This is a genomic window from Thalassospira sp. MCCC 1A01148, assembly GCF_001613795.1.
In the GTDB taxonomy this organism is placed as follows: Bacteria; Pseudomonadota; Alphaproteobacteria; order Rhodospirillales; family Thalassospiraceae; genus Thalassospira.
Genome location: NZ_LPVZ01000012.1, coordinates 374,479 through 395,404, shown reverse-complemented (window position 1 = coordinate 395,404; position 20,926 = coordinate 374,479). Strand labels below are relative to the sequence as shown.

At 53.5% G+C, this 20,926-nt stretch carries 20 protein-coding genes; 16 read left to right on the top strand and 4 right to left on the bottom strand.

All coding sequences use genetic code 11. The annotated features are described in order from the left end of the window. Positions 1-25: 25 nt before the first annotated feature. From tatB to AUQ43_RS04705, 6 genes are all read left to right on the top strand, one after another. Positions 26-424: a Sec-independent protein translocase protein TatB gene (gene tatB, locus AUQ43_RS04730; protein ID WP_062954926.1), complete on the top strand. Its 399-nt coding sequence runs from the start codon at positions 26-28 to the stop codon at positions 422-424. Between the two features lie 2 nt (positions 425-426). Next, a complete protein-coding gene (tatC, locus tag AUQ43_RS04725) occupies positions 427-1,425 on the top strand; it encodes a twin-arginine translocase subunit TatC (RefSeq protein WP_309471158.1) in 999 nt (332 codons plus the stop codon). A gap of 100 nt (positions 1,426-1,525) precedes the next feature. Further along, entirely contained in the window at positions 1,526-2,800 is a 1,275-nt protein-coding gene (gene serS, locus AUQ43_RS04720; RefSeq protein WP_062954924.1) for a serine--tRNA ligase, read from the top strand. Between the two features lie 12 nt (positions 2,801-2,812). Continuing rightward, complete coding sequence (gene surE, locus AUQ43_RS04715) at positions 2,813-3,580, top strand: 5'/3'-nucleotidase SurE (RefSeq protein ID WP_062954923.1); 768 nt, start codon at positions 2,813-2,815, stop codon at positions 3,578-3,580. Positions 3,581-3,591: 11 nt separating this feature from the next. After that, on the top strand, positions 3,592-4,230 hold the full coding sequence (locus AUQ43_RS04710; protein WP_181838576.1) for a protein-L-isoaspartate(D-aspartate) O-methyltransferase: 639 nt from the start codon (positions 3,592-3,594) through the stop codon (positions 4,228-4,230). Between the two features lie 83 nt (positions 4,231-4,313). After that, positions 4,314-5,369: a M23 family metallopeptidase gene (locus tag AUQ43_RS04705; protein WP_232310582.1), complete on the top strand. Its 1,056-nt coding sequence runs from the start codon at positions 4,314-4,316 to the stop codon at positions 5,367-5,369. 57 nt (positions 5,370-5,426) lie between these two features. Here AUQ43_RS04705 and AUQ43_RS04700 read toward each other — a convergent pair whose 3' ends face one another. After that, the gene (locus AUQ43_RS04700; protein ID WP_062954921.1) at positions 5,427-6,290 is read right to left on the bottom strand and encodes an ATP-binding protein; all 864 of its coding nucleotides are present in this window, start codon (positions 6,288-6,290) and stop codon (positions 5,427-5,429) included. A gap of 234 nt (positions 6,291-6,524) precedes the next feature. Between AUQ43_RS04700 and yajC the strand changes: the two genes are divergently transcribed. The 6 genes from yajC (at position 6,525) to AUQ43_RS04675 (ending at position 11,065) form a co-directional block, all read left to right on the top strand. Next, positions 6,525-6,902: a preprotein translocase subunit YajC gene (gene yajC / locus AUQ43_RS04695; protein WP_062954920.1), complete on the top strand. Its 378-nt coding sequence runs from the start codon at positions 6,525-6,527 to the stop codon at positions 6,900-6,902. Between the two features lie 142 nt (positions 6,903-7,044). Then, the gene (gene secD, locus AUQ43_RS04690) at positions 7,045-8,619 is read left to right on the top strand and encodes a protein translocase subunit SecD (RefSeq protein ID WP_062955263.1); all 1,575 of its coding nucleotides are present in this window, start codon (positions 7,045-7,047) and stop codon (positions 8,617-8,619) included. Between the two features lie 19 nt (positions 8,620-8,638). Beyond that, a complete protein-coding gene (secF, locus tag AUQ43_RS04685; RefSeq protein WP_062954919.1) occupies positions 8,639-9,568 on the top strand; it encodes a protein translocase subunit SecF in 930 nt (309 codons plus the stop codon). Between the two features lie 212 nt (positions 9,569-9,780). After that, positions 9,781-10,362: a DMT family transporter gene (locus AUQ43_RS20520; protein WP_232310581.1), complete on the top strand. Its 582-nt coding sequence runs from the start codon at positions 9,781-9,783 to the stop codon at positions 10,360-10,362. Beyond that, on the top strand, positions 10,323-10,631 hold the full coding sequence (locus AUQ43_RS20515) for a DMT family transporter (protein ID WP_232310580.1): 309 nt from the start codon (positions 10,323-10,325) through the stop codon (positions 10,629-10,631). Before AUQ43_RS20520 ends, AUQ43_RS20515 begins: the two co-directional genes overlap by 40 nt. Before the next feature lie 53 nt (positions 10,632-10,684). Then, entirely contained in the window at positions 10,685-11,065 is a 381-nt protein-coding gene (locus AUQ43_RS04675) for an Mth938-like domain-containing protein (RefSeq protein WP_062954918.1), read from the top strand. Positions 11,066-11,081: 16 nt separating this feature from the next. Here the strand turns inward: AUQ43_RS04675 and AUQ43_RS04670 are convergent, their stop codons facing one another. After that, positions 11,082-12,431, bottom strand: a complete 1,350-nt coding sequence (locus tag AUQ43_RS04670) for an NAD(P)-binding protein (RefSeq protein ID WP_062954917.1) — start codon at positions 12,429-12,431, stop codon at positions 11,082-11,084. Between the two features lie 108 nt (positions 12,432-12,539). Between AUQ43_RS04670 and AUQ43_RS04665 the strand changes: the two genes are divergently transcribed. The 3 genes from AUQ43_RS04665 to AUQ43_RS04655 all read left to right on the top strand — a co-directional run bounded on the left by AUQ43_RS04665 (position 12,540) and on the right by AUQ43_RS04655 (position 15,292). Then, positions 12,540-13,712 carry a mechanosensitive ion channel family protein gene (locus AUQ43_RS04665; protein WP_062954916.1) on the top strand — a complete coding sequence of 391 codons (1,173 nt, stop codon included), beginning with the start codon at positions 12,540-12,542 and terminating at the stop codon, positions 13,710-13,712. Between the two features lie 5 nt (positions 13,713-13,717). After that, positions 13,718-14,563: a phytoene/squalene synthase family protein gene (locus AUQ43_RS04660; protein ID WP_062954915.1), complete on the top strand. Its 846-nt coding sequence runs from the start codon at positions 13,718-13,720 to the stop codon at positions 14,561-14,563. Positions 14,564-14,710: 147 nt separating this feature from the next. Then, positions 14,711-15,292, top strand: coding sequence for a hypothetical protein (locus AUQ43_RS04655; RefSeq protein WP_232310579.1), 582 nt, complete (start codon positions 14,711-14,713; stop codon positions 15,290-15,292). A 59-nt stretch (positions 15,293-15,351) separates the two neighbouring features. On the opposite strand, the gene trmFO is transcribed toward AUQ43_RS04655, so the two are convergent. Beyond that, positions 15,352-16,698, bottom strand: a complete 1,347-nt coding sequence (gene trmFO, locus AUQ43_RS04650; RefSeq protein WP_062955262.1) for a methylenetetrahydrofolate--tRNA-(uracil(54)-C(5))-methyltransferase (FADH(2)-oxidizing) TrmFO — start codon at positions 16,696-16,698, stop codon at positions 15,352-15,354. Positions 16,699-16,900: 202 nt separating this feature from the next. Between trmFO and AUQ43_RS04645 the strand changes: the two genes are divergently transcribed. Then, positions 16,901-17,881, top strand: coding sequence for a hypothetical protein (locus AUQ43_RS04645; protein WP_062954913.1), 981 nt, complete (start codon positions 16,901-16,903; stop codon positions 17,879-17,881). A 55-nt stretch (positions 17,882-17,936) separates the two neighbouring features. Here AUQ43_RS04645 and uvrA read toward each other — a convergent pair whose 3' ends face one another. Further along, positions 17,937-20,765, bottom strand: a complete 2,829-nt coding sequence (gene uvrA, locus AUQ43_RS04640) for an excinuclease ABC subunit UvrA (RefSeq protein ID WP_062954912.1) — start codon at positions 20,763-20,765, stop codon at positions 17,937-17,939. Positions 20,766-20,926: the final 161 nt, after the last annotated feature.

The following is a 20,926-nucleotide window of genomic DNA, read 5'->3' as shown; positions in this document are numbered from 1 at the left end:
GATTTCCTTCAGATAGGCGTGTCATATGTTTGATATCGGCTGGACCGAAATGGCTCTTGTGGCCGTCGTCGCACTCTTTGTCGTCGGCCCCAAAGAGCTACCGCATCTGCTGTATAAATTGGCGGGTTACTGGAAAAAAGTGCGCGGAATGGCGCGCGAGTTCCAAAGCGGAATTGATGACATCATCCGCGAGGCGGAGCTTGATGATCTGCGCAAGCAGGTCAACAGTTCGCACAGCAACCCGACCGACTTCCTCGAGAACAAAATCTCAAGCCCCAAAAGCGACGAGAAAAAGACCGAGGCAAAACCGACCGCAGACAAGCCCGCCGCAAAGGCGGATGTTCCTGCGAAACCGGCGAAGACCACGGCTGGAAAGTCCGCAGATGAGAGCAAGAAAAAAGATCAGCCGGAGAACCAGGCGTGAACATGCAATCGCATGACAGACAGATGCCGATCATGGAGCATCTGATCGAGCTGAGAAACCGTCTGACCTGGGCGGTTCTTGCACTGTTTATTACATTTGGTGTCTGCTACTACTTCGTCGAGGATATCTACGGCTTCCTCGTGCGACCGCTTGCCGACATCATGGGCCCGGATCGGCGCATGATCTATACGGCCTTGACCGAGGTGTTCTTCACCTACGTCAAGGTATCGTTCTTTGCGGCTTGCTTTGTGTCAGCACCGGTATTCCTTGGTCAATTCTGGGCGTTTGTTGCGCCGGGTCTGTATAAGAACGAACGTTCGGCTTTCATGCCGTTCCTGTTTGCGACCCCGGTGCTGTTCCTGATGGGCGGTGCACTGGTCTATTACCTGATCATGCCGCTGGCCTGGAAGTTCTTCCTGAGCTTCGAACAGGCGGGTGGCGCAGCCAATCTGGCGATCCAGCTCGAAGCCAAAGTGGGCGAATATTTGTCGCTGGTGATGAAGCTGATCTTTGCCTTTGGGCTTTGCTTCCAGTTGCCAGTTCTTCTGACCTTGATGGCGCGCGCCGGAATCGTGACCGCTGATGGCTTGGCGCGACGTCGCAAATACGCGATTGTGATTGCGTTTGGCTTTGCAGCGGTTCTGACACCGCCGGACCTGATTTCACAGATTGGTCTGGGGATCCCGATCATCATTCTTTACGAGATTTCGATCGTCATGGCGCGGGTTTCCGAGCGCAAGCGCGCAAAGGCCAACGCCGAGGATGACGAAGACGATGAAGATGAAGCGGAATCTGATGACGGTGAAGAAGCACAGGCGTCAACCGGCACAACAGTGGCAACAGCCCAGGAAAGTGTCGATGCGCAAGGTGAGGCGGCTGCATCCTATGATGATGGCCAGTCATCTCTGACCCGATCTTCTGATGATGATGGCGATGCACCGAAATTGTCCGGGCCGTCGAACAATGATGATGGCGAGGATGATTTCAACAACGCGCGTTGATTGAAAATGCTCGCTAAAACAGTCCGATTTGACGGGGTGGACCTTGTGTCCACCCCATCGTATAAAGCCACAAATAGATAGACTGACAGGGTGCCGTTAGATGCACGACATTAAATGGATTCGGGAAAATCCCGAGGCTTTTGACGCAGCAATGACTGCGCGCAAACAGGACGTTACCGCACAGCGTTTGATCGATATCGACGTAGAGCGGCGTAAACTGATGACCGAACATCAGGAAATGCTGGCCCGCCGCAAGGTGATTTCCGGTGAAATCGGAAAGCTGCGCAAGAACGGTGAAAACGCCGACGACCTGATGGCCGAGATGTCCACGCTCAAGGACAAGATCAAAGAAGCCGAAGATGGACAGGCATCCCTGAATGACAAGCTTGATCTTTTGCTGTCCTCTTTCCCGAACGTTCTGGATCCGGAAGTCCCGGTGGGCGAAGACGAAGACGATAATGTCGAAGTCAATCGCTGGGGGACGCCAGGTGAGTTTGATTTCAAACCGCTCGAACATTTCGAAATCGGCGAGAAACTGGGCCTGATGGATTTTGAAACTGCGGCCAAGCTTTCGGGCTCGCGGTTTGTTATTCTGCGTGGCGGTTTGGCAAAGCTTGAACGCGCCTTGTCGCAGTTCATGATCGATCTGCACACAACCGAACATGGTTACGAAGAAACCATCACGCCGATGCTTGTGCGTGACAATGCGGTTTTTGGGACCGGTCAGCTGCCAAAATTTGCGGAAGATCTTTTCAAAACGACCAATGATTACTGGTTGATTCCGACCTCTGAAGTCACCCTGACCAATCAGGTGGCAGACGAGATCGTTGATCAGGCCAAGTTGCCGCTGCGCTATACTGCGCTAACCCAGTGCTTCCGCTCGGAGGCTGGCTCGGCCGGGCGTGATACCCGCGGCATGATCCGTCAACACCAGTTCTCGAAGGTGGAAATGGTTTCGGTGGTTGAAGCCGAAAAGTCCGACGAAGAACTCACCCGCAAGACGCGTTGTGCCGAGACGGTTCTGGAGCGCCTTGGCCTGCCGTATCGCACTGTGATCCTTTGCACCGGTGATATCGGTTTCTCGGCGACCAAAACCTATGACATCGAGGTTTGGCTGCCCGGACAGGGCAAGTATCGCGAGATTTCGTCTTGCTCGAACACCCGTGACTTCCAGGCACGTCGTATGAACGCTCGCTATCGCGCGACGGGCGAGAAGAAAACCCAGTTTGTTCATACCCTGAACGGGTCTGGTCTTGCGGTTGGTCGTTGCCTGATTGCGGTTATGGAAAACTATCAGCAGGCTGATGGTTCGATCCGTGTTCCGGATGCGCTCAAACCCTATATGGGCGGTATCGAGGTCATTTCGGCGCGCTAGGACGAAACAGACATGCTTGACCTCACCAACGCCCGTATCCTGATCAGCAATGATGATGGCATCGACGCGCCCGGGATCAAGCTGCTAGAACAGCTCGCGCGGGAGTTTTCGGATGATGTCTGGGTGATCGCACCATCAATGGAGCAAAGCGGGGCAGGGCATTCCCTGACCCTGCGACGTCCGTTGCGCATTCATAAGCGCGACGAACGGCATTTTGCAGTCGACGGTACACCGACCGATTGTATTTTGCTCGGCTTGCAACAGGTGATGCGTGATAATCCGCCAGACATCGTCTTGTCCGGGATCAACCGTGGCGGGAACCTTGGTGAAGACGTGACCTATTCAGGGACGGTCGCTGCGGCGATGGAGGCAACTCTTCTGAACGTACCGGCCGTCGCGTTCTCACAGTATTTTGCCGGTGAGATGATCGACTGGACGATTGCCGAGAAGTACCTGAAGGACGTTCTTGCAACCCTGGTCACCACCACATGGCCAAAAGGGGTTTTGATCAACGTTAACTTCCCTGACCACGAGGCCAAAGGCGGGGCAGAGGTCAAAATTGCAAAGCAGGGGCAGCGCAAGATCGGTGACCATATTGCAGAACGTCTTGATCCACGTGGCGAGCCTTATTATTGGATTGGTGCCATTCAATCCGAACTGCCAGCTGATAAAGCTGCGGACCTGCGTGTCATCGAACAGGGCAATATTTCGGTGACACCAATAAGTCTTGATTTCACCCATTATGAAACGTTTGAAAAACTGACGAAGGCATTCCCGTGAACGAGCCGGTGATGACACGCGAAAACGCCATTGCTAATCTGCTGCAAACTCTTCGTGAAGATGGCATTCACGACGAAGAGGTTCTGGCTGCACTCGCTGAAATCCCGCGTGAATCCTTTGTTGCTGATCCCTTCGTGACCCGCGCATGGGAAAATGTCGCCTTGCCGATCAGCAAGGGACAGACGATTTCACAGCCCTATATCGTTGCGTTGATGACGCAGGCGCTTGAGCTTAATGACCGAATGAAGGTGCTGGAAGTCGGAACCGGGTCTGGGTATCAGGCTGCCATTCTGGCCAAGTTGGCACGCCGGGTTTACACCCTTGAACGTCATAAACCCCTGTTGCGTGAAGCCGAAGAGAAGTTTCGTGAACTGGGCCTGCATACCATTTCCACGCTGCATGCTGATGGTGGGCTTGGCTGGAAGGCGCAGGCACCTTTTGACCGTATTATCGTGACCGCTGCAGCACAGGATGTTCCGCCGGTGCTTGTTGATCAGCTTGCCGTGGGCGGCATTATGGTTGTACCCGTTGGTGAGGTGTCGCATACGCAATTGCTGCTCCGTGTTCTGCGCACGCCAAGTGGCGTCGATGTGACCGAACTAATGCCGGTCCGTTTCGTGCCGATGCTTCCCGGCACCGAAGAATTCTGATGACTTCTTGGCCCTAAAAATTCCTATTCAAAGCGTCCGCATGCTTACCGATTGTTAACCGCTGATCGGAGACAATCGGAACCATGATGGAAAATTGTGTCAAACGCGCTGTTGATCACGGTAAACGCCTGCTGCTTGTCTGCGCGGCAAGTGCGGCGCTTGGCGGCTGTTTGCTCAATTCCGTTCCGGTGCCGGTGGTTTATGGCGATGGGGCGAGTTATAGCCCCTACAGCATGCCAAAACTTAAAAACGGCGAACGCGTCATCACCGTTGCGCCGGGGGATACAGTTTCCGAACTCGCCGTGCGCTATCACATGGACTTCGTCGAGTTCACTCGCCGTAATGATCTTCGCAAGCCTTATGTGATCTATCCGGGACAGCGCCTTGTGTTGCCGCCGTGGACCCCGAACTATGACAGCATGCCGCCAGATACGGCTATCGCATCGAGAACCACAGCACCGACGAAAACTGTCACGATTGGTGGCAAACGTCAGGTGGTGAGCGTGCCGACGAACTCAACAAGCGCGCCAGTTCGAACCACAAGGCCAACGACGATGCATGCACGGGTTTCGCCGCGCAACGGCGGAAGCATCCCGACGCCAGGCCTGAAACCACAAGATTTTGCTGCCGCTGCCGAACGCAAGATGGCGTCTGCACGCAGTTGGGTGTCTGATAGCAGGTCGACACCGGTTGCCGGGCAGGGCAGTAACGTTCGCCAGAACGTTGCCTTGGCCGAGCCATCCGCCCGAAAAGGGTTCATCTGGCCGGTACAGGGCAAGGTGGTCCTGAAGTACGGGGCGAGCACCGGCGGACTGTTTAATGACGGCATCAATATTCAGGCCAATCGTGGCACACCCATCCTTGCAGCGGAAAACGGTGTTGTGACTTATGTCGGCAACGAATTGCGTGGTTTTGGCAACCTGATCCTGATCAAACATGCCGATAACTTCGTGACCGCATATGCGCACACGGAAAGCCCCCTGGTTGCGAGGGGGGACGTTGTAAAACGCGGCCAGAAAATCTCCACAGTCGGTACGACGGGGGCGGTTACTTTCCCGCAGCTTCACTTTGAAGTCCGCAAAGGGCGCAAGTCTTCCGATCCGATTAAATATCTGCCAAGCGTGATGGTCTCGCGCTAATAAAAACACCCGGACATTGCCCGGGTGCCTTCAGCGTTTCCTGCAAGCAGTTTTGGGCTAGTCGATCGACTTGCCGAGTTCGCCCGCGATCTCTTGAATGAACTGCCAGGCAACGCGACCAGAACGACTGCCGCGCGTCACTGTCCATTCCTTGGCGCGTGCGTGCAGCTCTTCGGTTGGCATGTCGAGTTTGAATTCCTTGGCATAACCATCAATGATATCGAAATAGACGTCTTGGGATATATTGTGGAAGCCGAGCCACAGACCAAACCGATCCGAAAGGGAGACTTTTTCCTCGACCGCTTCGGACGGGTTGATTGCCGTCGAACGTTCATTTTCAATCATGTCGCGCGCCATCAGATGTCGGCGATTTGACGTGGCATAGAAAATCACGTTTTTCGGGCGGCCTTCGATACCACCATCCAGCACGGCCTTAAGAGACTTGTAACTTTCATCGTGCAGATCAAATGACAGATCGTCACAGAACAGAACTGTGCGACGACCGCTTTCCTGCAGGATATGCAGCAGATCGGGAAGGGTCGGAATATCTTCGCGGTGTATTTCGACCAGCGCCAGTGAGGCCGGGCTTTCTGCGTTGATCATGGCATGCATCGCCTTGACGATAGAACTTTTGCCGGTACCGCGTGCCCCCCAAAGCAGAGCGTTATTGGCCGGAAGGCCGTCTGCAAAGCGCTTGGTATTGTTATACAGAATTTCTTTTTGCTGCCCGATACCCTGAAGCAGGCCGATATCGACGCGATTCACATTGCGCACCGGCTGCAGATAGCTGGTCTGGGCCTGCCAGACAAAAGCATCCGCGGCACTCAGGTCGTTCCTGGAGCGAGCCGGTGGTGCCATGCGTTCCAGCGCATTGGCAATGCGTTCGAGTGTGGGTAAAAGTGTGTCGAAATCGCTGGTCATCGGGGCCTCTTGGGTGTTTCTTTTTCTGGTGACTTTTTTTGTTGGCCGGAAAGCTAGCACATCAGCAAGCCAATGGAAGTGTTTGTTATAATGACTTTCGTGCAACGCAAGGTGAACAAACGCACACAAGTGTTGATTTTACCGCTTTAAAACCGGTTCTCCCTTGCTTTGGCGCAACACCCCGTTATATTCCGGCAGTTGATATTTTTTGTTCTGAGGAATTAGGAGTTCCTAATGTTTATTTCGACGGCTTACGCTCAGGCCGCTGGTGGTGGAGATGGCGCAGGTGCGCTGATGCAGTTTGCGCCGCTGATCCTGATTTTTGTTGTTTTCTATTTCCTGCTTATTCGTCCTCAGCAGAAAAAGCAGAAAGAACATAAAGCAATGCTCGAGGCGATCCGTCGCGGCGACAAGATTGTTACCGCTGGTGGCCTGATCGGTACCGTTGCCAAGGTCGTTGGCGATGATGAACTTTCGGTCGAGATCGCTGATGGCGTCAAAGTCAAAGTAGCGCGCGGTATGGTTTCGACGGTTCTGTCGAAAACCGAACCGGCCAAAAGCGACGCTAAAGAAGACAAAGAAGAAAAAGAAGAAGAGCCCAAAAAAGACTGATCTCTTCGTATCAAGCGAGGCGGGGCACACGGCTCCGCCTTCTTGCATTTTGCCGGTGGCCTGAAGCGGTACCAAATACCCGTTGTTCCAAGAACCTTGGAACCAGACCAAGGTTGACCCAGACAGATCCGGTCACAAAAACATGCTTTATTTTACCAAATTGAAAGCAGCACTGGTCCTTCTGGTGTGTGCATTGGGCGTAATTTATGCTGCGCCGAACTTCCTGCCGTCGGGAACGTTCCCGACTGAGTCCAGCTATTTGCCGGGCAAGCAGATCAATCTCGGCCTTGACCTTCGTGGCGGCTCGCACATGTTGCTTGAAGTCGACACAGATACGGTCCTGCGCGAACGCTATGATGCTCTTGCGGATGCAATCCGCACAGAACTGCGTCAGGAAAAGATCCGCAACCGCCCGCGTGAATCCAGCGCCAGTGGTGCAGAAATCACCGTTCTGAGCCCCGAAGACGTGGAAAAAGCCCGCGAAATCGCGCGCACAGCGGAACCGAATACAGAGCTGGGCGGCGAAGGTAACAACATCACCGTTACCTATAACGAAATTGCTTACCGTGAACTGATAGACCGCGCGATTGCGCAGTCATTGGAAGTGGTCCGTCGCCGTGTTGATGAGTTGGGCACGACAGAACCATCAATCCAGCGTCAGGGCGAAAACCGCATTGTTGTTCAGGTGCCGGGTCTTGATGATCCGTCGCGCCTGCGGGCCATTCTTGGCCGTACCGCAAAGATGAACTTCCATCTGGTGAATAACGAGAAAACCGCGGCCGAGGCCCGTGCAACGGGTCTTCCGCCGGGAACGATGATCTTGCCGGCTGCTGATGCCAGCGATCAGGCTGCCGGTATCCGTGAATATCTGATTGATCGTCGTATCGTGGTGTCGGGCGACAACCTTGTTGATTCGCAGCCGACCTTTAGCGACGGTCGCCCGGTAGTGTCCTTCCGCTTTGATGCGGCCGGAGGCGCACGGTTTGGCGATGTAACAAGCAAAAATGCAGGCCGTGGCCTTGCCATTGTTCTGGATGGTGAAGTGATTTCCGCACCGCGCATCAACGAACCAATTCTTGGTGGCAACGGTATCATTACCGGTCAGTTCAGTGTTCAGGAAGCCAACGATCTTTCGCTTCTTCTCCGTGCAGGTGCCTTGCCTGCGCCTATGCAGATTCTCGAAGAACGCTCGGTCGGTCCTGGCCTTGGTCAGGATTCAGTCGAGGCAGGTGAATTCGCAGCAGTTCTCGGGCTTGTTTTTGTAATCGCCTTTATGATCATCAGTTACGGTCGGTTTGGTGTTTATGCGGACATCGCCCTGATGATGAACCTGATCCTTGTTCTGGCAGTGATGTCGGTTCTTCAGGCGACGCTGACCTTGCCGGGGATTGCCGGGATCGTGCTGACGGTCGGTATGGCGGTTGATGCCAATGTTCTGATCTTTGAACGTATCCGCGAGGAACGGCGAAATGGCAGGTCAATCATCAATGCCATCGATGCAGGTTATCGCAGTGCGATGTCGACCATTCTTGATGCCAACATTACGACCCTGATTGCAGCGCTTGTGCTGTTTAGCTTCGGGTCAGGTCCTATCAAGGGCTTTGCCGTGACGCTGGCCATCGGGATTATCACGTCGATGTTCTCGGCGATCTGGCTGACTCGGTTGCTGATCGCAACATGGGTCAAGCGCAGTCGTCCGACCGAGCTGGTTATTTAAGGAAGGGAACAGGGAAGATATGAAACCTTTACATCTTATCCCGGATGACGTGAACGTCCCGTTCCTTAAATTCCGGAAGATTTTCTATATCGTGTCTTTGGTAATGGTGCTGGCATCCGTTGGCATGTTCTTTACCAAGGGTCTTAACTTTGGCATCGATTTCCGTGGCGGTATTCTGGTTGAAATCAAGACCGATGGTCCGGCCGATATCAATGCGCTGCGTGATAATCTTGGCAGCCTTGGCCTTGGTGATGTTTCCATTCAGGAATTCGGCGAACCAGATGACGTCCTGATTCAGCTGCAACGCCAGGACGGAGAAGAAGAAGCCCAGATGGCAGCCCTTGCTGCGGTTACCGAGGCGCTTGGTGATGATGTGACCATCCGTCGGAGCGAACTTGTCGGGCCAAAAGTCGGTGGTGAGCTTAAGGAGGCCGGTTTCTATTCGGTCGTGATCTCGCTATTCCTGATCATGGTCTATATCTGGGTGCGGTTCGAATGGCAGTTTGCCATCGCATCGGTGGCAGCGTTGCTCCATGATGTGCTGATTACCGTGGGTTTCTTTGTCGTTACAGGCATTCAGTTTGATTTGGCGACCCTGGCTGCGGTTCTGACTGTCGCAGGTTACTCGATCAACGATACCGTGGTGGTGTTTGACCGGATCCGTGAATATCTGCGCAAATTCCGCAAGATGGAAATCCCCGATCTTCTTGATCTGTCGATCAACTCGACGCTGGCCCGTACGACCATGACGTCATTGACCACTTTGCTGGCCCTGATTGCGCTGTTTGTGTTCGGTGGGGAAGCCATTCGTGGTTTCACCATGGCTTTGATCTTTGGCATCGTGATCGGGACATATTCTTCGATCTGTGTCGCTTCGCCGCTTCTGGTTGTTCTGCGCCTGAAACGCAAGATCCCCGAGGCAGAAGAAGGTCAGGAAGCTGGCGCCTGATCTGCCGGATTGGATTGATAGACATTTACACTATGGCCGGGTTTGTGAGAAAACAAACCCGGCCATTTCTTTACGGGATTTGATCGTTTGCGGTCTTTGGTTTCCGTGCCTAGAGAGCCGATAAAAAGTCCATCAAGAACTGGCGGAAACGGATGACACCCCATATCGCATCGCCTCCCGAACATCGCGCAAATCTGATCGGAAGCATCTGGATGATCGCCGCGATGGTGGCGTTCTCTTTTGAGGATGCTTTTGTCAAGGCTGTCTCGGAAACCCATGCCGTTGGTCAGGTCCTGGTTGTGTTCGGGGTCGGTGGGGCGCTCCTGTTTGCAGTTGTCGCGCGGATCAACAAACAGCACTTGCTTAATCCTGACGTGCTGTCGCGCGCGATGGGCATACGGATCGTTTTTGAAGTTATTGGCCGGTTGTTTTATGTCCTCGCATTGGCATTAACGCCGCTTTCATCGACGACCGCAATTCTTCAGGCGACGCCGATTATTGTCGTTCTTGGAGCAGCACTCCTGTTTGGCGAAAAGGTGGGTTGGAGAAGATGGACGGCAATCATCGTCGGATTGATTGGCGTTTTGATTATTTTGCGCCCGACGGCTGACAGCTTTTCTGCGTTATCCCTGCTTGCTGTTATTGGCACGATTGGCTTTGCCGGGCGTGATCTTGCCAGCCGTGCAGCGCCTGTATCACTAGTACGTCCATCCTTGGTTTCTATGGTTTTGTGGCCATTATACTGGCTGGCATCATGTTTTCATTCTGGGATGGAAAAGCGTTTACGTGGATGAATACGCAAAGCGTTTTGTATTTCGTTGGCGCAATCTTGATGGGGGCTTTTGCCTACGCTGCCTTAATGAAAGCGATGCGCATTGGTGATGTTTCCGCAGTTACGCCATTTAGGTACACCCGCTTGTTGTTTGGTATTGCACTGGGCATGATCCTGTTTGGCGAGGAGCCCGACCTGTTGATGATGGTCGGTTGCGGTATCGTCGTTTTGTCCGGGTTGTTCATTCTTTGGCGCAGAAAAATTACTGAGGAGCACCTCGACACTCCGTGAAATCCAGACTAAGTCAAATTCAAATTAATCGAACAACCGCAAATGGGGCCCGCATGTCTCTTGAAGTAAGCACCTTGGTCGCCGAAGGCAGTAAAATATTCACCAGCTATGGCGATGGCATTTTTCGATTTGGCGAAGAGACGGTTACGGGATCAATTCTGCTGTTTCCTGAAGCCGTCTATTCATGGAACGTTACGAAAAAAGACGACATCACGCCGGACTCTTTTTCCCGGGTGATAGAAAAGGCCGATGAAATCGAAATCCTGTTGCTTGGCATGGGGACACGTCTAACACCTGTACCAATTGAGTGGCGTCAGGCGTTAAGACCGCACGGCATTGTAATCGAACCGATGGATACCGGTGCCGCGTGTCGAACCTATAACGTTCTGGTGTCAGAAGCACGTCGTGTTGCCGCAGCAATGATCGCTGTTTAGACCCTTCAGCTGAATGCTATGCGAAGAACTTTTCAAGCTGATGGCGCACATCCGATACGCTTGAAAACAGGGCCGCAGGGCCCGGTGCCTGATCGACAGGAAAGGCGTCACCACACAGGAACAGGTTTTTCCAGGGCGCGCGCAGGTGTTGTCTGGCCGCAGCCATTCCTGGCGTCATTTCTGGAAACGGGGCTTCTGCATTTATAAAAAGATGTTTGGGATGTTCCGCGTTATCACCCGTGTCAATGCGCGCTTGTAGATCAAGATTAAGATACTGATCACAGAGCCACTCACAGCGTTGCCAAACAAGTTGTGCAAATTGATTGGCGTTCTGGATCGCTGTTAATGGCAAAGCACTATTCAGACTAACTTGAAGGTGCCGGCGGGTGCAGTAAATGGCGCGCACAATATCGTCGCCGGCAAGAAGAGCGCGCGGTTCAACAAACGGTTTGCGTATCTCAAATGCCATGCTCAGACGACGGGCCGGGGCCGGTGTAATGCCGATGTCTGGCACCGCATCACATAACGGCCCGGGGTGCAGCGCAAGTACGACTGCATCATCGGGTTTCAGAACCACCTGACTATCATCCTCAAACAATAGATCGGTGGCGTAATCCGATGTGCTGTCAATGTCGCCAAGTTTCGTCCGCGCTTTGATCTTGCCGCCGGCTGCAATGAATCGCTCGCGCAGGGCTGGCAAGGCGATGTCATTGAGAATGATTGGATCAACAGCAGAAAAAACCGGTTCATGATGACGTCGCAGCATCTCGCGCAGCGTGGGAACCAGAACACGGGCCAGTAATGCTTTCGAGCATTTGTGCGCTGGCATTGAGAACAGCACTTCAGCCAACACTGTCAGCGCATCTCGGTGATATGTACCTGGCTGGTGCGCTTTGTCATCTGAATCAAAGGTGCTTGATCCCAGTGTGCTCTCGACACGGCTTTCCTCGCTGGCATAGCGCTGTTGAAAAAGAGTAAGGGCCGTATAGGCCCTTGCTGCCAGGCCGATACGCCGAGATATCAATGATCGTGAGAGCCCCTGATCAAGTGAAACGATGGCATGTTTGCGCCGTCCACGTTTCAAACCCATTACGCAATGGGCAGGTCGGATCAGCTTTCTCGGAATTTCCGGGTATTGCGCGAAGAAACCTTCAACCAGCCCTTGCGGGTCATAGAATACTTCTGGCTCGGCAGCATTTTGGCTTTCGGCCGCAGTGTGCATACCGCGCGTCCAGCGGCTTTCGAATGGTTCCGCCTCGTCATAAAGCGTAACCTCAAAGCCGTCTTCTGCCATACAGGTTGCAAGTGCTGACCCACCAAGGCCGCCACCGATAACATGTATGCTTCCCGACGCAAATGATGCCATATGCCTGAGCCAATTTAGTTGTTATACAAAGGCCAGAGAACGATGTGCTACACAGTCGTGTCATGTCAGAAGTCGTAATAACCTTAACATCAGAATAGCTTACAAGCCATGGATGAAATCACGACCGAACTGGACAACCTCAATGAAGAGGTCATCGGCCAAATGAATTCTTGGGTCGACATGCTTGGCGGCGGAGAGGTCGGAAGACTGATCGGTGCGCTTTTGGTGCTGGTTGTGTTCTTCATCTTCAAACGTGTTCTGGTGCGCGGCGCGCTTGGTATATTGCGCCGCATCGCACAGCAGCGCTCGGAAAGCATGATGGCCAATGTGCTCGACGCGTTTGCCTTACCGCTCCAAGCGCTGTTCATGCTGCTTGGGGTATATTTCGCGACCGAGGTACTGACACTCCCTGATGAAATTGATGCGTTTGCTGTTGAGGCTATTTCAATCGCGGCTGGTTTCTGCGTCTTTTGGGCGCTGTTTCGCGCTGTGGAGCCATTGGGTGTATCGTTAAATCGGCTGGTCGGCCGGTTTGGTGCCGGGCTTGGCGATGATCTCAGGCAATTCTTTATTCGTGGTGTGAAAACCCTCATCGTCGTTATCGGCGGCGTTATCATTCTGGAAAACTGGGGCATTGATGTTTCGGCGTTTCTCGGTGGTCTTGGTCTTGCAGGGATGGCTGTCGCCTTGGCAGCAAAGGATTCAGTGGCCAATATCTTTGGCGGTCTGACGATCTTTGCCGACAATCTGTATAAGCGCGGTGACTGGATCGAAACGCCGCATTTTGAAGGGACGGTAGAGGTCGTTGGCCTGCGCGCCACCAAAGTACGCACCTTTGCCAAGGCCTTGGTGACGATGCCCAATGCCCAAATCGTGGATTCACCGGTGATCAACTGGTCGCGCATGACACATCGTCGGATCAAAATGGTGATTGGTCTTGAATACAGAACAACCGCCAAGCAGATGGAAGCCATCGTCGACAAGCTGCGTGATTTTCTGAAAAACGACGAAGATGTTGCGCAGACCGACGTGGCCCAGATGGTTCATTTTTCGGACTTTGGTGCCAGTTCGATCAATATTGATCTTTATTATTTCACCAAAACCACGGACTGGGTGACCTGGCGTGACATCCGAAATCGTCACATCATCGCTTTCAAGCGCATTGTCGAGGAAGAGGGGGCGGCTTTCGCCTTCCCGTCACAATCGCTATATGTCGAGAGCATGCCGGAATTCAGCAATAGCCCAAATGACGATCAACGTGCGGAACGTAAGATCGGATAGGATAAATGACCGATACGCCCAAGCTTTCTCATTGCGCAGACTATGTCAGGCGCCATGACCGGGATCGTTTCCTGTGCACACTTTTTGCGGCACCGGAGAAACGTGAATCCCTGTTCACGCTCTATGCCTTTAATCAGGAAGTCTCCAAGACCCGTGAAATGGTCAGCGAAGTTATGCTGGGGCATATTCGCCTGCAATGGTGGCGTGACACCCTGACTGAACTGGGCGAGGGACAGGTCCGCAAACACGAGGTTGTCGAGCCACTGGCCGAACTGGTCAAGGACGGTCACCTCCACGTTCCCGAACTTGAAGCAATCGTGGCAGCACGCGAATTTGATCTAGAAGATCGCCAACCTGCCTCCCAGCAGGAACTTGATCGTTACATCAATCAAACATCCGGCCAGGTCAGTGTTCTGGCGGCAAAGCTTCTTGGGGCAAAAGGCGAAGATGCAGAGCATGCCGCACGTCTTGCGGGGAATGCTTATGGGTTGGTGGGGATCATGCGCGCCATCGTGTTCCATGGTCGTTCAAAACGCCTTTACCTGCCCAAGGACCGAATGGATCATCATGAAGTGGCGCAGGGCGATGTCTTCGAATTTCGCAAAAAACAGGAAATTCGCGACTTCATCAGCGAGTTGGCGAAGCTTGCGCGCGAGCGGATCAATGAGGCCCGCAAACATCGTCGGGCTTTGCCGAAGCAGGCCCACGCTGCTGCATTGCCGGTCGTTCTGGCAGATGGATATCTTCGGAAACTGGCCAAGGCGAATTACGATCCGTTTTCTGCAGAATTTGGTTTGGCCCGGCCGGCCAGCCTGCGTTTGACGCTGAATGGGATGCTCAAGAGATATTGATGGAATGTCACTTGCCCCGTGATCATCACAAAAGTATCTCTTAAAGAGGTGATTAAGGTCAGGACAGTGTTGAGCTGTCCATGGTAGCGTTGATAACGCTTTGAAATTGGGCACGACACAAGGGGCAACCCCGCGATGAGGACCGACATGTCAACTTCGATCTCACACTCCCGGATGCGTTGGTTTGGTAATCTGACCCTGATTGCTGCCCTGTGGCTGTGCCTTGCTTCCATTTCCATGGCTCAGGCCGCCAGTATAGATCCCTTCGTCGGGTCATATCATGGTACGACAATTGAACATGCCGAAAATGAACTTCAGGCACGTGACCTTGATGTTGTGATCGAAAAAACCGACCGCGGCTTTGTCGTCGATTGGTCGACTGTCATTCACAAGGCGGATGGTCGGGAAAAAACCGTATCACTGGATGTCGAGTTTTATGCAACCGAACGCGCCGATATCTATGGCAGCGCCATGCGCTCAGGCCTGTTCGGGAAACGTATTCCCAATGATCCGCTCAAGGGTGAACCGTTCTTCTGGGCAAGGATCGTCGACAAGACACTGACCATCCACGCCCTCTATATCAACGATGAAGGCGGGTATGAGATGCAGGTCTACAAGCGCACCCTTGATGAGGAGGGGAACCTGGATCTGGTGTTTCGCCGCTTCCGCGATGGCGAACAGATCCGCGATGTCACGGGTAAATTGACCCGCCAATCTTCCCCATACTGATACAGTCTTTCACGATCCAACGAAAAAGCCGCATCGAACAGGATGCGGCTCTTAATTCTTCAGGCGGCTGATACGGCGCCAAGCCATTCGTCAAATAGCGGAATGGCACGATCAGTATAGAGCTTTTTGCGGTCACGACCCTTGACCCGTTTTGTCAGCTCAAGGTCGGGAAACAGACCAAAATTCACATTCATTGGCTGGAACGTGCTTTCATCCGCGCCACCGGTAATGTGGTTCAGCAGGGCTCCCATGGCCGTGGCAAGCGGCGGGGTCGGGATGCTTTTGCCTGCTTTTTCCGCCGCGGTGAACCGACCGACCATCAGCCCGACAGCCGCACTTTCAACATAGCCTTCGCACCCGGTGATCTGACCGGCAAAACGCAGATCCGGACGCGATTTCAGACGCAAAGTTCCATCCAGCAGGCGCGGAGAATTCAGGAAAGTATTGCGATGAATCCCCCCCAGACGGGCGAACTCCGCGTTTTCCAAGCCGGGAATGGTACGAAAGACTTCAACTTGCGCCCCGTACTTAAGCTTGGTCTGAAAACCAACCATATTATAGAGCGTGCCCAGTGCGTTATCCTGACGCAGTTGAACAATCGCGCGTGGTTTTTGGGTCGGATTATGCGGGTTGGTGAGACCAACAGGCTTCATGGGACCATGACGCAGGGTTTCCCGACCACGTTCGGCCATGACCTCAATGGGAAGGCATCCGTCGAAATAGGGGGTGTCTTTTTCCCATTCCTTGAACTCGGTCTTTTCACCTTCGATCAGGGCATCGATGAAGCGGTTATATTCATCTTCATACATCGGGCAGTTGATGTAGTCCTTGCCATCGCCCTTGTCATAGCGCGACTGGAACCACGCCTTGTCAAAATCGATGCTGTCCTTGTAGACAATCGGCGCGATCGCATCAAAGAAGGCAAGGCTTTCTTCGCCAGTTGCCTTGCGAATGGCGTCTGCCAGGGCCCCGGACGTTAACGGACCAGTTGCGATGATGGTCTGTTCCCATTCTTCGGGCGGCAGGCCATCAATTTCGCCGCGTTCCATCGTTATCAATGGGTGGTTTTCAAGCGCGGTTGTTACCGCTTCGGAAAAGCCTTCGCGGTCTACAGCAAGTGCACCACCGGCAGGCACCTTGTGCTGATCAGCACAGCGCATGATGATCGAACCCGCACGGCGCATTTCATCATGGATCAGGCCGACGGCATTGTATTCCTTGTCATCTGAACGGAACGAGTTCGAGCAGACCAGTTCAGCGCACTTGTCCGTATGATGTGCGTCGGTCGGACGCGTTGGTCGCATTTCGTGGATGATGACAGGCACACCGGCTTCTGCCAATTGCCAGGCGGCTTCGCTGCCTGCCAGACCGGCGCCAATAATATGAACAGGCTTGACCGTATTCACGTGTGCGAACTCCTTGCCAGAGTGGATTTGATAACGTGGCACACACATAGCGGTGCAAGGGGGCAGATTTCAAGTCAATTGCACCGTAAGATGGGCAAACAAGATCACATGGTGTTGTAGTGACCTGAAATTTTCACAACACCACATCCCAACCGTCTTGAAGGACAGCGCCGTTCTGTACCGATAACGCGAAGATGGCATCATGAGTTACCCGCATCATCCCTATGGCTACGAACCAACACATTGTCCGGTCATTGATCTTGTGCCGCGCAGGCGTCATATCATCGACGTGGACTGTTCAAATGCCCGGGATGAGCCGGAAACTATAGAAATCGAAGAAAAGCCCGTTCCATCGGAGCGTCGTCTTGGATTTCCGTTCGGTTGTGCGGGCGAAAGCGCGTTCGGCCCCGCCGACATAGAAGGCATGATCGAATACGTCGTGGCCACCCGTCAGGGCTGGCGCTCTTCGATGGTCATACGATCGTTTTTGCGTTGGTGGCGTAAAGATGATGACAATGACAGCGACGCCATCCGCGACCGTAAACAATCCGACGCCATTATCATGCTTCTGGCGTTAAACCAGGGGCGGGACGGTTTTGTTCAGGGATACCTTCACGACCTAAAGCACGAGCAGCAAGAAAACCCCAAGGCGGTTCTCCCTGAAAATCCAATAGAGCTGGCATTTAACAAAAGCCTTCGAATTGCCGCACTGGCACTGGCGCTTTCACCAATCGTTCTGGTGTTCGCTGTGTTGTTGTTCGTTCAGATCGACAACATCATCAGCGCGGGCAGCGGCAAGGTGTTTGGTTTCAGCTATGATTTGCTGTTCGTGGTTGGCAGCTTTGGCGCAATCGGGGCACTGACAAGTATGATGATGCGGCTTGGCAAGGATGTTCCGTGGGATGAAATGGAGCCGGCTTCTGTGTTCTTCAATTTCCTGTTCCGACCGTGCATGGGGTTCTGCTTTGCCATTCTTGTGTTGTTGGCTTTGCGGGCCGGGATGCTCCCAATCCCACTGGATGAATTGCACAAGATCGACGATCTTGACGAAATCAGTCAATCCGCCGCCGCCGGTCAACAGATATCAATCGTCCTGGTCTTCGCCTTCCTGTCAGGCTTTAGCGAACGGCTCAGCACTGCGCTGGTGAAGCGGGTTGAGGACAGGGTAACGCATCCTGGCTAGGGGCCATGAAATAGCGCCAGAATCAAAAAGGGCAGCTGGATGCTGCCCTTATGTCTTATTCCAGTCCGAGATGGCGCTTCAAATAGCGTCCGGTATAGCTGCGCTCGTTGCCCATGATGTCTTCTGGCGTTCCTGTACCAACAAGCTGTCCGCCGCCATCACCACCTTCGGGGCCGATATCAATGATCCAGTCGGCGGTCTTGATGACATCCAGGTTATGTTCGATCACAACGACCGTATTTCCCTGATCAACCAGCGTATGCAACACTTCAAGAAGCTTGCGAATGTCGTGGAAATGCAAACCGGTGGTCGGTTCATCAAGGATATAGATTGTTCGACCGGTTGCGCGCTTGGACAGTTCCTTGGCGAGCTTCACACGTTGGGCTTCACCACCCGACAGGGTCGTGGCCTGCTGTCCCAGATGGATATAGGAAAGCCCGACCTGTTTGAGGGTTTCCATCTTGTCGCGGATGGATGGAACGGCCTTAAAGAAGTCCGCGCCTTCCTCAACTGTCATATCAAGGACGTCGGATATCGATTTGCCCTTAAACGATATTTCTAGTGTCTCGCGGTTATAGCGATGGCCCTTGCACTGGTCACATTCGACGTAAACGTCGGGCAGGAAGTGCATTTCAATCTTGATCACGCCATCGCCCTGACAGGCTTCGCAACGCCCGCCCTTGACGTTGAAAGAGAACCGACCAGGCTTGTAGCCGCGTGTTTTGGCCTCTGGCAATTGCGCAAACCATTCACGGATCGGCGTAAAGGCGCCGGTATAGGTGACGGGGTTGGATCGTGGCGTTCTGCCAATCGGGCTTTGGTCGATATCAATGATCTTGTCGATCAGCTCGACACCCTTGATCTCGTCATGCGCGCCCGGATGATGACGCGCATTATGCATCCGTTTTGCCAACGCCTTATAAAGCGTTTCGATGACAAGACTTGATTTGCCGCCACCGGAAACCCCGGTGACGCAGATAAACTTGCCCAGCGGGAAGTCAACATCAATGCCCTGAAGGTTGTTGGCTGTGGCGCCCGTGATGCTGATGGCCTTGCCGTTACCCTTGCGGCGTTCCTTTGGTACCGCGATCTGTTCAACCCCGACAAGGTATTTGCCCGTGAGGCTGTCCGGATTCTGCTGGATCTGCTCGGGTGTACCTTCGGCAACAATACGGCCGCCATGAATACCTGCACCTGGCCCCATATCGACAACATAGTCGGCTGCACGAATAGCATCCTCGTCATGTTCAACAACCAGAACCGTATTGCCCAGATCACGCAAGCGCTTGAGCGTTTCAAGCAGGCGGTCATTATCGCGCTGGTGCAGGCCGATAGATGGTTCATCAAGCACATAAAGAACGCCTGTCAGACCAGAACCGATCTGGGATGCCAACCGGATACGCTGGCTTTCACCACCAGAAAGCGTGCCCGAGGTGCGCGACATTGAAAGATAATCCAGACCGACATCGCGCAGGAAGCGCAGTCGATCATTGATTTCACGCAGGATGCGGCGCGCGATTTCGGTTTCTTTCTCGTTCAGATTTTCTTCCAGTGCCAGGAACCAGTCACCTGCCTTGGCAATCGACAGGTCTGTAATCTGTGAAATGTCACAGCCATCAACCTTGACGGCCAGCGCTTCAGGCTTCAGTCGCTTGCCAGAACAGGTCGGGCAGTTTGACACCATCTGATATTTTGACAGCTCATCGCGCGCCCACTGGCTATCTGTTTCGCGCCAGCGACGCGACATATTGGGAATAACGCCTTCGAACGGGCGGGACACCTTATAACTGCGCGAACCATCATCATAGGTCACCGTGACTTCCTCGTCACCGGAACCATAAAGGATGATGTCCTGGGCCTTTTTCGGCAGTTTTTCCCACGCGACATTGGTTTTGAAGTCAAAGTGCTTGGCGACCGATTTCAGGGTCTGGAGGTAGTATTTCGATGTTGTGCTGGCCCAGGGGGCAACAGCGCCATTTTCGAGCGTCTTGCTTTCATCCGGGACGACCAGCATCGGATCGAATTCCATTTGGGTTCCGAGGCCATCACACGCCGGGCAGGCACCAAACGGGTTGTTGAATGAAAACAGACGCGGTTCGATTTCCTCGATCGTGAAGCCGGAAACCGGGCAGGCGAACTTTGCCGAAAACACTGTGGTTTCGCCGGTTTTGGCATCTTCCGTCAGCACAATCCCGTCAGTCAGCTCAAGCGCAGTCTCAAAACTGTCCGCCAGACGCGTAGAAATACCGTCCTTGACGATCAGGCGATCAACCACGACGGAGATATCGTGCTTAAGCTTTTTATTGAGTTCCGGTGCTTCGTCGATGTCATACATTTCACCATCGATTTTGACGCGCTGGAAGCCACGTGCACGCAATTCACGCAGTTCTTTCTTGTATTCGCCTTTGCGGCCGCGCACGATCGGGGCCAGCAGATAAAGACGCGTGCCTTCATCCATTTCCATAACGCGGTCAACCATTTGCGATACCGTCTGGCTGACAATTGGAAGGCCGGTTGCAGGCGAATAGGGAATGCCGACACGCGCCCAGAGCAGACGCATATAGTCATAAATCTCGGTGACGGTACCGACGGTCGAACGGGGGTTCTTGGAAGTCGTTTTCTGTTCGATGGAAATTGCTGGCGACAAGCCGTCGATATATTCGACGTCAGGTTTTTGCATCAGTTCAAGGAACTGGCGTGCATAAGCTGACAGGCTTTCGACATAGCGTCGCTGACCTTCGGCATAAATGGTATCGAACGCCAACGAACTTTTGCCGGAACCCGACAGGCCGGTAATCACCACAAGAGAATCGCGCGGCAGTTCCACATCAATATTCTGAAGGTTGTGTTCTTTCGCACCGCGAACCGAAATTTTCGTCAGCATGTCGGGCCTTTTGTTCCTGAATTGTTCGGGGAATGTATAGAGGAGCCATTAGCTATACGCAAGCGCACCCCTGACAGTTCCTGTCAGTATTTGTCAGGAGACTGGCAATTAACAATCCCAGAGGCGATGGGGCCACGAAAAAGCCCGCCGGACAAGACCGG